Genomic DNA, 12,679 nt, shown 5'->3' with positions numbered 1-12,679 from the left:
CGGGCCGAACGGCCCCCGCGGGGCGAGAACTCGGAGGTTTCTCACCGCCTCCTCAGAGAGCTCTCATCTTGCCGGAGCACGCTCATGGGCATGGACAACTACGAGCGGCAGACCCCGCACGGCACCCACGGCCCGCAGGGCGGCGAGCCCCCGCACGGCACCCAGCCCCCGCAGGCCACCTCCGAGGCGCACGGCACCCAGCCCCCGCAGAGCCCGCACCCGCCGTATCCGTACCGGCCCGAGCAGCGGTCGCCGGCGCCCTTCGGAGCCGTACCGCCGCCCCCGGGCGGGCCGCCCCACGCTGCCTTCGCCGCGGAGCCGGGTGCCCTCGGCGCGGCGAGTGGCCCGGTGGAGCCCGGTGCGGACGGTGCCGACGGTGCGGCCGCCGAGGCCGGGCACGGGCGTCCGCGCCGCCGGCGGATGCGGCAGCCCGCGGCGCTGCTGACGGCGGTCGCCGTGGCTGCGGCCGTGATCGGCGGCGGGACCGCCTTCGGCATGGAGCAGCTGCTCGGCGGGCACGGCGGGACGAGTTCGGCGGCGCCGGCCGTCGGTGGCAGCAACGCGAGCGCGAAGGGCGCGGTCTCCGACGTGGTGCGCAGCGTCCAGGACAGCGTGGTGGAGATCAAGGCGACCAGCGGTTCGGGGGAGTCGACCGGTTCCGGGGTCGTCATCACCAAGGACGGTCAGATCATCACCAACAACCATGTGGTCTCCGGCGCCGACACCGTGCGGGTCTCCTTCAACAGCGGCAGAACGGCGGAGGCCGAGGTCGTGGGGACCGACGCGGACAAGGACCTGGCGCTGCTGAAGGTGGCCGGGCAGGACGACCTCCAGCCCGCTCAGCTCGGCGACTCCGGGGCGGTGGGCGTCGGCGACCAGGTCGTCGCCATCGGCTCGCCCGAGGGCCTGTCCGGAACGGTGACCAGCGGCATCGTCTCCGCCAAGGACCGCGAGGTGAAGGTCCCCAAGGAGGACGGCGGACGCCAGGGGCTGCCGGGCCGGAACGGCGGCGGCAGCGGCGGCCAGGAGTGGCCGTTCGAGTTCGACGGCGGCCAGTACAACGGCGGCGTCCAGGGCGAGACGACCACCTACAAGGCCATCCAGACCGACGCGTCCCTCAACCCGGGCAACTCCGGCGGTCCGTTGTTCAACATGGCCGGCCAGGTCATCGGCATCAACTCGGCCATTTTCTCGTCCGGTTCGGGGCAGGGCCAGACCTCCCGGGCCAGTGCCGGCAGCGTCGGTCTGGGCTTCGCCATCCCGGTCGACGACGTGAAGAAGGACCTGGACGCGCTGCGGCAGGGGGGTGCGTGAGGGCGCTGCGTGACCTGCTGGGCGGCCGGGACGGTGCCAAGCTGGGAGCCATGCCCTCCGACACCACGCCTCCGCCGCCCCAGCCGTCCCCGTCGCCTCCGCCGCCTCAGTCGTCCTCGGGGCCGGAGCCCGCTCCGTCGGCCCCCGCGTCCGGGAACGGCACCGGGAACGCCGCCGGGAAGCAGACCGTGCTCGTCGTCGACGACGAGCCCGCGGTCCGGGACGCGCTCCGCCGCAGCCTGAGCTTCGAGGGGTACGCGACCCAGCTCGCCGCCGACGGTGCCGAGGCCCTGGAGAAGGTGGCCGAGCACCAGCCGGACCTCGTCGTCCTCGACGTGCTGATGCCCCGCATGGACGGGCTCACCGCTGCCCGCCGGCTGCGGGCCGCCGGGCAGCGGGTGCCGGTGCTGATGCTGACCGCGCGCGACACCGTCGGCGACCGCGTCACCGGGCTGGACGCGGGCGCCGACGACTACCTCGTCAAACCCTTCGAACTGGACGAACTCCTCGCCCGCGTCCGGGCGCTGCTGCGGCGCAGCTCCTACGCGCGCGCCCAGGCGCAGGCCGAGGCCGCCGAGGAGCCGGATACCCTGGCCTTCGCCGATCTGCGGATGGACCTGCTCACCCGCGAGGTGACCCGGGGCGGGCGGCCGGTGGAGCTGACCCGCACCGAGTACACGCTGCTGGAGATGTTCCTCGCCCACCCGCGGCAGGTGCTCACCCGGGAGCAGATCCTCAAAGCGGTCTGGGGCTTCGACTTCGAGCCCTCGTCCAACTCGCTGGACGTGTACGTGATGTATCTGCGGCGCAAGACCGAGGCGGGCGGCGAACCGCGGCTGGTGCACACGGTGCGCGGTGTGGGCTATGTGCTGCGGGACGACACGTGAGCCTCGGCTCCGACCACACGGGGAGCGGCCTGCGCACCGCCCTCTTCCGGCTGCGGCGTCGCGGCGCCCGCGCGGTCGCGATGCCGCTGCGCGGCCGGCTGGCGCTGCTGGCCGCGACGACGGTGGCGCTGGCGGTCGCCGCGTGCGCGCTGGCCTGCTGGTTCCTGGTGCGCGCCCAGTTGCTCAACTCGCTGGACGATTCGCTGCGGGAGAGCTCCGTGGCGCCCGGTGCCGTCGTCGACCGGGTGCAGTCCGGCCAGTGCACCCCGCCCGACCAGCCGGCGCCCAACCCCTTCGGCGCCACCGTGCAGGTGGTGGACCCCTCCGGCGGGAACTGCGTGATCGTCGGCAGAAAGCTGGACGTCACCGACGCCGATGTGCGGGTGGCCGAGCGGCGGCACGGCGAGACGCTGCACACGGCCCGAGCCGCGGACGGCACCGAGTACCGGGTCCGCACCACGCCGGTCGCGGGCACCGGGCTGGCGGTGTCGGTGGCACGGCCGATGGCCGAGCTCCAGGAGTCGCTGCGCAAGCTCGCACTGATCCTCACCCTGGTCGGCGGTGCGGGCGTGCTGGGCGCGGCCGGCGCCGGTGTCGCGCTGGCCCGCGCCGGGCTGCGGCCCGTGGACCGGCTCACCGGTGCCGTGGAGCACATCGCCCGCACCGAGGACCTGGCGGTGCGCATCCCGGTCGACGGGCACGACGAGATCGCCCGGCTGTCCCGGTCCTTCAACGCCATGACCGAAGCGCTGGCCTCCTCACGCGAGCTCCAGCAGCAGCTCATCGCCGACGCGGGGCACGAACTGCGCACCCCGCTCACCTCGCTGCGCACCAACATCGACCTGCTGGTCCGCAGCGAGGAGACCGGGCGGGCGCTGCCCGAGGAGGACCGCAGGGAACTGCTCTCCTCGGTGCAGGCGCAGATGGCCGAGCTGGCCGAGCTGATCGGCGACCTCCAGGAGCTCTCCCGCCCGCAGGCGGTGCCGCACGCCGCCGAGGGGGAGGCCCCGGAGCCGGGCGGCCCGAACGCCCCCGGCGGACCGGGCGGTTCCGGTACCGCGCCCCGGGCCGCGGTGGTCGGGCTGCACGAGATCGTGGAGCGCGCCGTGCAGCGGGCCCGGCCGCGGGGGCCGCGGCTGACGCTGACGACCGACCTCGCCCCCTGGTACGTCCGGGCCGACGCGGCGGCGCTGGAGCGTTCGGTGGTCAACCTGCTGGACAACGCGCTCAAGTTCAGCCCGGAGGGCGGCAGCGTGCACGTCGTGCTGCGGGACGGGGTGCTGACCGTCCGCGACCAGGGGCCCGGTGTCCCGGCCGAGGAGATCCCGCACGTCTTCGACCGCTTCTGGCGCTCCCCCTCGGCGCGCAGCCTGCCCGGTTCCGGCCTCGGGCTGTCGATCGTGGCCCGCACGGCGCGGCAGAGCGGCGGCGACGTGCGGCTCCGGCGCCCCGCGGACGGCGGCCCGGGAACCGAGGCGGTCCTGCGGCTGCCCGGCGCCCCCGCCCCGCCGCCGTCCGAGCCGCCCCGCTGAACGTGTCCGCGGTCGGCGGAGCGACGGGCGGTCCACTGCCGCGCGTTCCGCCGTAGGGTCGTCCCCATGAGTGACGTGGATGTTGTGGACGAGGTGTCCGCGGACGACGTGCGGGAGGTCCAGGCGCTGATCGACGCCGCGGCGCGGGAGGACGGCCAGCCCGCCGTCTCCGAACAGGGCAGGCTGCAGCTACGCGGCGGCTCCCGCCCGGGCGTGCGCCATCTGCTGCTGCGCGCCGGCGACGGCGCGCTGTCCGGCTACGCGCAGTTGGAGGACACCGACCCGGTGGAGGCGCCGGCCGGGGAGCTCGTCGTCGCACCCACGCGCCGCGGCAACGGCTACGGCCGGCGGCTGGGGCAGGCCCTGCTGGACCAGTCCCGGCGGCGGCTGCGGGTCTGGGCGCACGGCGGCCATCCCGCGGCGCGGCACCTGGCGCAGAGCCTGGGGATGACCCTCTTCCGCGAACTGCGCCAGCTGAGGCGTTCGCTGGCCGGGCTGGAGCTGCCCGATCCGGTGCTGCCGGACGGGGTGACCGTACGGGCCTTCCGGCCCGGCGAGGACGACGCGGCCTGGCTGGCGCTGAACGCCGCCGCGTTCGCGCACCATCCCGAGCAGGGCACCCTCACCCAGCGCGATCTCGACGACCGGAAGGCCGAGCCCTGGTTCGACCCGGTCGGCTTCTTCCTCGCCGAGCGGGACGGGAAGCCGGTCGGCTTCCACTGGACGAAGGTGCACTCGGCGGAGGAACTGGGCGAGGTCTACGTCCTCGGTGTCGACCCCGGCGAGCAGGGCGGCGGCCTCGGCAAGGCCCTCACCACCATCGGTCTGCGGTATCTGGCCGACGAGCGGGGTCTGCCGACCGCCATGCTCTACGTCGACGCCGACAACGAAGCCGCGGTACGCGTCTACGAGGGGCTCGGCTTCCGCACCCACGAGACGGACCTGATGTACCGCACCGAGACCTGACGGCCGGGTGCCGGGTTCCGCGCCGCGGCCGGACACCGGGCCCGCCCAGAGGGCCGGAGGACGCACGTCCTCCGGCCCTCCCCCGTTGCGGGCCCTCCCCCGGCACCGCCGCGGTGGGGAGACACCGTCGCCGCGGGCGGGGGAGGGAGACTGCGGAGCGGCCTCGGCGGCCGCGTCGCCCGGCCCGCGAGGACCGAGGGGCGCGGCGGAGCCGCTCGGGTCGTCAGACCCGGGGTGAGGCGGTGACGGAGTAGTGGACGTAGCCGTCGCCGTCGTTGTTCCAGTTCAGCTTCCAGGCACCGTCACCGAGCGCGTAGCGGGAGACGGCGTGCCGGAAGGTCGGGGTGGTGTAGGAACCGTCGCCGCTCTCCATCCGGCCTTCGATACCGAAGTCGCGGTAGGCGCGGATCGGGTCCGGTGCGCCGGCGACGCTCTTCTTGAGGTAGACCCGGAACTTCGCGGCGTCGAAGGTCAGATACGGCGCGCTCCCGTGGGCGTCGGGCATGTCCCAGCTCAGCTTGGCGTAGCTGTAGATGTAGCCGCCGGACCGGTAGGAGCACATGGTCGACTTCACGATCCAGTTGTCCGGCCACGGGCCGGTGTACCCGCGGTCGTCCACGGACTTGGTGGTCGTGTTGCAGGACGCCGCCATTGCCGGGGGCGCCATCACGACGGCCGCGCCGGCGACGGTGCCGAGGCAGGTCGCGGCGACCGTGGCCCGGCGCAGAAGGGTGCGCATTCGGTGACTCCTCGTTCTCCGCACGGGGTGCGGTTTCGCTGGTACGAGCCGACCGCGCCCCGGTCCGGCACCTGGGTGCGGGTCCGGGGCGGGAAGACGGCGTGCCGGGCTTCAGGGCGAGCCGGTCCGGCACCGGGCTTCCGCGCGGTGGCGGTCCCCAATCGCCCGGCGACCGTCCGAAGGTGCCGCTCGTGCGAGCGGCACGCGGCAAGCCCGGAGAGAGGCGAATATTCGCCCGCCCGTTCGTCGCTTCCCCCGCCGGTGCGGTCGGACGTCGGGATCGTAGGCACACCGGCCGCCACCGCGCCGTATGCATCCGAGGCGGCCGGCTGTGCATATGAGGCGCCCGTTCCGGTTCGCCGGCCGGCGCCCGGGTGCACGGACCGGCGGATCAGCGCCCGGGCCCCGCCGGATCCGGCACCGCGGTCACCGGGAGCTGCCCGGCGGCCACCAACAGCATCAGTACCTGGTGCGGGGCGGCTCCCTGCTCGCCCAGCGGCAGCCGCAGCAGCGCGCCCAGCGCCGAGAGCCGGGCCGCGAGGGTGTTCCGGTGCATGCCCAGCGCGGCGGCCGTCGCGCTCGCGTGGCAGTTGTGCGCGAGCCAGGTGGCCAGCAGCCGCGGGTCGTCCGCCTGCTCCAGCACCGTCAGCTCGCGCGTCGCCCGGTCCACCACCGGCGACTCCCGCAGCAGCGCCCGCAGTTCCGGGGCTGCCTGCGGTGCGAGGTCCGGCGGGACCGGCAGGTCGGCGAGCTGGAAGGCGAGGTCGGCCACCGCGCGGTGCGCGACCTGCCGGTGGTCGAGCCCCATCGCCTCCAGCACCAGCCGGAGCCGCTTGTTGGCCGTGGTGCGGTCGACGCCGAGCAGCCGGCCGGCGCGCAGCGCCCCGTAGGACAGCGCGCGGCGGGCGGTCGGTACCGCCTGGGAGCGCTGCTCCTCGGTGAGCTTCCGCAGCCCGACGCAGACCTGGTGGGCCCACACCCGTGCCCGCGGGGACAGCGACGCCAGGAGGGAGGAGGCCCCGGCGTCCCGGACGATGCCCTCCGGGTCGTTCCGCGCGGCCGTCAGCGCCCGTACCGCGGCCTCGTAGGCCAGGGCGGTCTGCGACCAGGGCCGGGGCCCCGAGACCCCGGCGAGACGTCCGGGCCGCTGCTCCACGACCGGGCGCAGCAGGGCCACCGGGGTGCTGCCGTCCGGGTCCTGCGGAAGCACCACGATGACGTGCCGCGGATCGGCCGGACACAGGACGACCAGCCCTCCGTCGCCCACCGCCTGCTCGCAGGCCGCGGCGGTCCGCGTGCGGTCCTCCTCCGGTGCGCGCTGCACCACGGCCACCACTCCGCGCGCTGCGGCCAGGACTTCGCCGACGCCGTACTCGGCGGCACCCAGCCGGGCCAGCGGTTCGGCGACCCGCACGGCGCCCTCCCAGTTCCCCAGCATCAGGTACTGCAGCACGGACACCCGCACGCCCCGCAGGGCGGTGTGCAGCGCTTCGCGGTCCCGGCGGTGCCGCACCGCGCAGTCCAGCAGTGCCACCTGCCCCGCCGTGTGTGCCAGCAACTGCCGCAGGTGCGAAGGCCAGCCGCCGGAGCGGAGCGCGGCCAGCACCCGGTGCGGCCGGTCTCTTCCGACCGCGTGCAGCACCAGATCCCGGTCCCGGAAGGGCACGGCCGCCGTGCGGATCCTCCCGCACCGCACCTCCTCCAGCGTCCGGCGCCGCTCGGCGGCCAGCCGGTCCCACTCGGGGTCCCCCGGCTCGATCAGGGTCACCGGGCCCCCGGTGACGGCGGCCACCTCCCGCAGCAGTCGCGCCGGCCCCTCCGCCCGCTCCAGCGCGGCCGCGGAGAGGGCCAGCACCCGTGCGGTGGTGCGGGCGTTCTCCCGCTCGACCGCCAGTTGTCTCCGCAGGACGCGGCGCAGGGTCTCGTCGGCGTCCCAGGGCGCTGCCGGGACGAGTGCCGACAGGCCGGCCGCCCGGGCGGCCTGCCGGCCGGCGGGGGCCGCGGCGGGCGCGAGCACCACCGCGGCCACGCCCGCGCGGGCGAGTTCCCGCAGCGCCGGGCCGGCGCAGTCCGGCACCGCCCCCTCCGGGCCGGTGGGCAGGACGGCCAGTCCTGCCCGCATCGGGGGCGCGTCCGCGGGCAGCCGCCAGCGGGCATCGCACCGCACGGCGTCGTCCATGTGCTGCGCGGCCGTCGGCGCCGGGGTGCCGGCCGGTTCCGGCGGGCCGGGGGAGTCCGGCCGGTCCGGTGGGCCGGGGGAGTCGGGGGAGCGCAGTACCGGGTGGGGGCCGGTGGTCAGCTGGCGGAGGTTCAGCATGATGGAGCCGCAGGGGAGGGAGAGGCCGGGTGAGGGGTGCGGGGATCCTAACCGCCGCGGCCGCTCCCCGGACCGCCCGGGAGCGGAGGAATGTGCGGGCCGCCCGCCCCGGCAGGTCATCCGGGGCGCCCCGCGATGCCATGTCGGCGTAACCCTTGATTCAAACTCGCGTGCGAGCCTCGCGGAATGGCCCGGTCCTCCCTCGCAGAGAGCATCGACAATGGCGGTATGACCCAGCAGCCGCAGTCCCCGGTCGGCTCGATCGCGGCCCACCGCCTCAGCTCACCCACCGATCCCGGCAGCGTCCCGGGCGCCGGACCCGGCCTGGGCCTGGACCCCGACCTCGACTCCGACCCGGATGTGTACGCGGGCGGCGAAGGCCGGCTGGACGACGAGTCCGCCACCGACCTGCCCGCCGACCGCTTCCTGGACCGGGAGCGCAGCTGGCTGGCCTTCAACGAGCGGGTGCTCGAACTCGCCGAGGACCCGGAGACGCCGCTGCTGGAGCGGGCGAACTTCCTCGCGATCTTCTCCGGGAACCTGGACGAGTTCTTCATGGTCCGCGTCGCGGGCCTCAAGCGCCGGATCGCGACCGGCGTGGCCACCCGCAGCGCGGCGGGGCTCAAGCCGCGCGAGGTGCTGGAGGGCATCTGGGAGCGTTCGCAGCAGCTCATGGAGCGGCACGCCGCCTGCTACCAGCAGGACATCGCCCCCGCACTGGCCGCCGAGGGGCTGCACCTGCTGCGCTGGGCGGAACTCACGGACAAGGAGCAGGCCCGGCTCCTGACCCTCTTCCGGCAGCAGATCTACCCCGTGCTCACCCCGCTGGCCGTCGACCCGGCCCACCCCTTCCCCTACATCTCGGGGCTGTCGCTCAACCTGGCGGTGGTCGTCCGCAACCCCGTCAGCGGACACAACCACTTCGCGCGGGTGAAGGTGCCGCCGCTGCTGCCGCGGTTCCTGGAGGCCTCGCCGCAGCGCTACGTCCCGCTGGAGGACGTGATCGCCGCGCACCTGGAGGAACTGTTCCCGGGGATGGAGGTGCTCGCGCACCACATGTTCCGGGTGACGCGCAACGAGGACCTGGAGGTCGAGGAGGACGACGCGGAGAACCTCCTGCAGGCCCTGGAGAAGGAGCTGATGCGGCGCCGGTTCGGCCCGCCGGTGCGCCTGGAGGTCGAGGAGTCCATCGACCCCTACGTCCTGGACCTGCTCATCCGGGAGCTGAAGGTCGGCGAGTCGGAGGTCGTCCCGCTGCCCGGGCCGCTCGACCTGACGGGACTGTCCGGGATCGTCGCCGCCATGGACCGGCCGGAGCTGAAGTATCCGAAGTTCGTGGCCGGCACCCACCGGGACCTCGCGGAGGTCGAATCCGCCTCGGCGCCCGACGTCTTCGCCGCGCTGCGCCGCCGCGACGTACTGCTGCACCACCCCTACGACTCGTTCTCCACCTCCGTGCAGGCGTTCCTGGAACAGGCCGCCGCCGATCCGGACGTGCTGGCCATCAAGCAGACGCTGTACCGCACCTCGGGCGACTCGCCGATCGTGGACGCGCTCATCGACGCCGCCGAGTCCGGCAAGCAGGTGCTCGTCCTGGTAGAGCTCAAGGCGCGCTTCGACGAGCAGGCCAACATCAAGTGGGCCCGCAAGCTGGAGGAGGCGGGGTGCCACGTCGTCTACGGGCTGGTCGGGCTGAAGACCCACTGCAAGCTGTCGCTGGTGGTGCGCCAGGAGGGCGAGGTGCTGCGCCGGTACGCGCACGTGGGCACCGGCAACTACCACCCCAAGACGGCCAGACTGTACGAGGACCTGGGGCTGCTGACCGCCGACCAGGAGGTGGGCGCGGACCTGTCCGACCTGTTCAACCGGCTGTCGGGCTACTCGCGGCGGGAGACCTACCGCCGGCTGCTGGTCGCGCCGCGCTCCCTGCGGGACGGACTCGTCGCACGGATCCAGCGGGAGATCGAGCACCACCGGGCCGGGCGCGAGGCCGCCATCCGCATCAAGGTCAACTCCATCGTCGACGAGACGGTGTGCGACGCCCTCTACCGCGCCTCGGCCGCGGGCGTCCCGGTGGACGTGTGGGTGCGCGGCATCTGCGCGCTGCGGCCCGGCGTACCGGAGCTGAGCGAGAACATCCGGGTGCGCAGCGTGCTGGGACGGTTCCTGGAGCACTCGCGGGTGTTCTCCTTCCGGAACGGCGGCGAGCCGGAAGTGTGGCTGGGCAGCGCCGACATGATGCACCGCAACCTCGACCGGCGGATCGAGGCGCTGGTGCGGGTCACCGATCCCGCGCACCGCGCCTCGCTCGACCGGCTGCTGGCCACCGGCATGTCCGACGCCACGGACTCCTGGCACCTGGGACCGGACGGGGCGTGGACGCGGCACGCGCGGGCCGCCGGGGAGGAAGGCGGGCAGCGGCTGCCGAACGTGCAGGAAATGCAGATCGAGGGGCGGCGGCGGAAACGCGGTCCGGCCGGGACGTGACGCGCGGCGCCGCGCGGCGGTTGGGGGACTGAGGGCGATGCAGCGACGCGGGTGCGCACGGGCACACACGTGCGGGGCGGCCGGCGGGTCCGGTGGGCCGGGTCGGGCCGGTCTTCACAACGTGCGCGGTGTGCGGAAGGGGACGTGATGGGGCGGAGCCGGGACGTGGTCGTCGAGTCCGGGCGCGGTACGCGGGAGCCCCCGCGGCCCGCCGGGACGCCCGCGGGGACGGCGGCAGATCCGGCCGTGGACCGGGCGCCGGAGGCGGCCCCGAGGGCGGCCGCGCCCGCGGGGACGGTCCCCGGGCCCGCGGGTCCGGTGGCGCCGCCCGCGGGGACGGTCGCCGAGGTGCTGGGCGGCTACCTCCAGGAGCGCGCCGCGGAGTTCCTCCGCGGGCTGCGCGACCACGCCCCGGGCACCGGCGCCGGTACGGGAGGCGCCGGAGCCGGCCCCGGCGGGCCGGCCGGTGCGGCGGACCCCGCCCGCGCCGCCGCGTCCGTCGGCGCCCTGCGCTCCGCCGCCCGCCGGATGAACGGAGTGCTCGTCACCTACCGTGCGCTGCTCGACCCGGTCTGGGCCGACGACCTGCGCACCGAACTGAGCTGGCTGGCCGGGGTGGTGGCCCGCGAGTACGCCTGCGCGGACCGGCTGGAGCGGCTGTCGGGCGCCCTGCACCGGCTGGCGAGCGGCACGGCAGGCAGCGGCGAGGGCATCGGCCCGGCAGCCGCAGAGGCCGGCGGCCGGTCTCCCGGCGCCCCGGGCGGCGGGCGGCGGTCCGCCGGGGGCGCCGCGGCCACCCGCGAGCGGGGTGCCCTGCCGGTGGGAGCGGCCCGCGCCGGGGCCCTGCTGGAGCGCCAGCTGACCCTGGCCCGCACCCGCGCCCACTCGGCCGCGCTCCAGGCGCTGGGCTCGGCCCGGTTCCACGCCGTCGCCGACGCGGTGGCGCTGCTGGCCTCCGAGACACCGTTCCGCCCGGGCGGCGACGCCGGCAGGCCCGCGGCGGTGCTCGCGCCGCAGGCCGAGCAGGCGCGCCGCCGGCTCGACGAGGCCGTCGCGGCGCTTCCGCTCTCCCGCGCCGGAGCCCCGTACAACGCCGACGGTCTCTCCCGTTCGCTGGGCACCGAGGCACGGCAGGACGCGGCCTGGGACCATGTCCGGGTGCTGCTGCGGGTGCACCGCTACGCGCAGGAGGTGCTGGGGCCGCACGCGGTGCCCGACCCGCGGCTCCGCCCGGCGGGCGAGGCCCTGGAACGGCACCACGCTGCCGCCGCCGCAGCCGCCGCTGCCGCCTCCGCCGCCGCGACCCCCCGCATCGCGCCCGCCACCGCCTACGCGCTCGGTGTCCTGCACGCCGACCAGCGCCACGAGGTGGAGGCCGCCCGCTTCACCTTCGGCCGCCACTGGACCCGCGCCCACTCGGAGGGCGCCCCTTCCTGAGGCGGTTGTCCGGGGCGCTTGACCGGGGCGAGTCGGAGGCAAGCCGTCGGGGCGGGAGGTGTCAGGTGAGGGTGCTCGGCAGGGTGCGCGGGGCGAGGGCGCTCCAGCGGACCGTCACCTCGCCCTGGCGCCAGCGGCGGGGGCCGTCGGCCAGCGGCCAGTCCGCGGCGAGGGCGTGTACCGCGCGGATCCAGCGCTGGCGGGCACTGAGGGCGCCGTAGGGGGCGGCGGTGGCCCAGGCCCGGTCGAAGTCGGTGAGGAAGGCGTGCACCCCTTCGCCGGGCACATTGCGGTGGATGAGCGCCTTCGGCAGCCGTTCGGCCAGATCGGAGGGGGCCGCCAGGGTGGCCAGGCGGGCCGCGAAGGTCACCGTGCGCGGGCCCTCCGGGCCGAGCGCCACCCACACATGGCGGCGGCCGATCTCGTCGCAGGTGCCCTCCACCAGCAGTCCTTCCGGCGCCAGCCGCGCGCACAGCCGCCGCCACGCCGGGACGACCTCCGCCTCGGGGTACTGGCGCAGCACGTTCGCCGCGCGGATCAGTGTCAGCCCGCGGCCCTCGCCGACGGGCAGTTCGAAGCCGCCGCGGACGAAGGCCAGGCCCGGGCGCGCGTACGGGTGCGCCGCGGCGACCCGCGCCGGGTCGATCTCGACGCCGTACACCCGCGCGTCGCCGCGCACCGTGCGCAGCCGCTCCAGCAGCTCGACGGCCGTCCAGGGCGCCGCGCCGTAGCCGAGGTCGACGGCGGCGGGCGGGGCGGGGGAGCGGCGGAGCGCGGGGCCGTGCGCGGCGGCGATCCAGCGGTCCATCCGGCGCAGCCGGTTCGGGTTGGTCGTCCCGCGGGTGACCGTACCGACCGGGCGGGACGGTACGGGGGAACGCGGCGGCATGAGGCGAGGATACGCGGGCCCGGAGAACCGAGCCGATTGTCACAGTTCGGCAAATTCGACCGCGAAGAGGGAAGACGAAGCAACCTTTTCGCTGTTCTCGCTCGCGGGCCG

At 75.6% G+C, this 12,679-nt stretch carries 9 protein-coding genes; 6 read left to right on the top strand and 3 right to left on the bottom strand.

Features of this window, described 5'->3' with window-relative positions; genetic code table 11:
• Nucleotides 1-84: 84 nt before the first annotated feature.
• The 4 genes from ACFYMO_RS28380 (at nucleotide 85) to mshD (ending at nucleotide 4,699) form a co-directional block, all read left to right on the top strand.
• Nucleotides 85-1,314, top strand: coding sequence for a S1C family serine protease (locus ACFYMO_RS28380; protein ID WP_388549960.1), 1,230 nt, complete (start codon nucleotides 85-87; stop codon nucleotides 1,312-1,314).
• Nucleotides 1,311-2,201: a response regulator transcription factor gene (locus tag ACFYMO_RS28375; protein ID WP_366771834.1), complete on the top strand. Its 891-nt coding sequence runs from the start codon at nucleotides 1,311-1,313 to the stop codon at nucleotides 2,199-2,201. The genes ACFYMO_RS28380 and ACFYMO_RS28375 overlap by 4 nt, the downstream gene beginning before the upstream one ends.
• Entirely contained in the window at nucleotides 2,198-3,733 is a 1,536-nt protein-coding gene (locus tag ACFYMO_RS28370) for an ATP-binding protein (RefSeq protein ID WP_388549957.1), read from the top strand. Before ACFYMO_RS28375 ends, ACFYMO_RS28370 begins: the two co-directional genes overlap by 4 nt.
• 66 nt (nucleotides 3,734-3,799) lie before the next feature.
• On the top strand, nucleotides 3,800-4,699 hold the full coding sequence (gene mshD / locus ACFYMO_RS28365) for a mycothiol synthase (protein ID WP_366771835.1): 900 nt from the start codon (nucleotides 3,800-3,802) through the stop codon (nucleotides 4,697-4,699).
• Nucleotides 4,700-4,922: 223 nt separating this feature from the next.
• Here the strand turns inward: mshD and ACFYMO_RS28360 are convergent, their stop codons facing one another.
• On the bottom strand, nucleotides 4,923-5,438 hold the full coding sequence (locus ACFYMO_RS28360) for a hypothetical protein (RefSeq protein WP_366771836.1): 516 nt from the start codon (nucleotides 5,436-5,438) through the stop codon (nucleotides 4,923-4,925).
• 391 nt (nucleotides 5,439-5,829) lie between these two features.
• The gene (locus ACFYMO_RS28355) at nucleotides 5,830-7,755 is read right to left on the bottom strand and encodes a helix-turn-helix domain-containing protein (protein ID WP_366771837.1); all 1,926 of its coding nucleotides are present in this window, start codon (nucleotides 7,753-7,755) and stop codon (nucleotides 5,830-5,832) included.
• A gap of 228 nt (nucleotides 7,756-7,983) precedes the next feature.
• Between ACFYMO_RS28355 and ACFYMO_RS28350 the strand changes: the two genes are divergently transcribed.
• A complete protein-coding gene (locus tag ACFYMO_RS28350; protein ID WP_366771838.1) occupies nucleotides 7,984-10,242 on the top strand; it encodes an RNA degradosome polyphosphate kinase in 2,259 nt (752 codons plus the stop codon).
• Between the two features lie 147 nt (nucleotides 10,243-10,389).
• Nucleotides 10,390-11,679: a CHAD domain-containing protein gene (locus ACFYMO_RS28345; RefSeq protein ID WP_366771839.1), complete on the top strand. Its 1,290-nt coding sequence runs from the start codon at nucleotides 10,390-10,392 to the stop codon at nucleotides 11,677-11,679.
• 61 nt (nucleotides 11,680-11,740) lie between these two features.
• Here the strand turns inward: ACFYMO_RS28345 and ACFYMO_RS28340 are convergent, their stop codons facing one another.
• Nucleotides 11,741-12,568 (bottom strand): class I SAM-dependent methyltransferase, encoded by an 828-nt coding sequence (locus tag ACFYMO_RS28340; RefSeq protein ID WP_388549951.1) that lies wholly within the window; start codon nucleotides 12,566-12,568, stop codon nucleotides 11,741-11,743.
• Nucleotides 12,569-12,679 lie beyond the last annotated feature (111 nt).

The sequence above is a fragment of the Streptomyces sp. NPDC007025 genome (assembly GCF_042869455.1).
Lineage (GTDB): Bacteria > Actinomycetota > Actinomycetes > Streptomycetales > Streptomycetaceae > Streptomyces.
The sequence above is the reverse complement of the archived record's forward strand: the minus strand, read 5'-3'. Positions and strand labels throughout refer to the sequence as shown.

Bases quoted from the DNA above. Each gene is read 5' to 3' on its own strand.
- ACFYMO_RS28380 (WP_388549960.1), top strand. From the start codon at position 85: ATGGGCATGGACAACTACGAGCGGCAGACCCCGCACGGCACCCACGGC.
- mshD (WP_366771835.1), top strand. From the start codon at position 3,800: ATGAGTGACGTGGATGTTGTGGACGAGGTGTCCGCGGACGACGTGCGG.
- ACFYMO_RS28360 (WP_366771836.1), bottom strand. From the start codon at position 5,438: ATGCGCACCCTTCTGCGCCGGGCCACGGTCGCCGCGACCTGCCTCGGC.
- ACFYMO_RS28355 (WP_366771837.1), bottom strand. From the start codon at position 7,755: ATGCTGAACCTCCGCCAGCTGACCACCGGCCCCCACCCGGTACTGCGC.
- ACFYMO_RS28350 (WP_366771838.1), top strand. From the start codon at position 7,984: ATGACCCAGCAGCCGCAGTCCCCGGTCGGCTCGATCGCGGCCCACCGC.
- ACFYMO_RS28345 (WP_366771839.1), top strand. From the start codon at position 10,390: ATGGGGCGGAGCCGGGACGTGGTCGTCGAGTCCGGGCGCGGTACGCGG.
- ACFYMO_RS28340 (WP_388549951.1), bottom strand. From the start codon at position 12,568: ATGCCGCCGCGTTCCCCCGTACCGTCCCGCCCGGTCGGTACGGTCACC.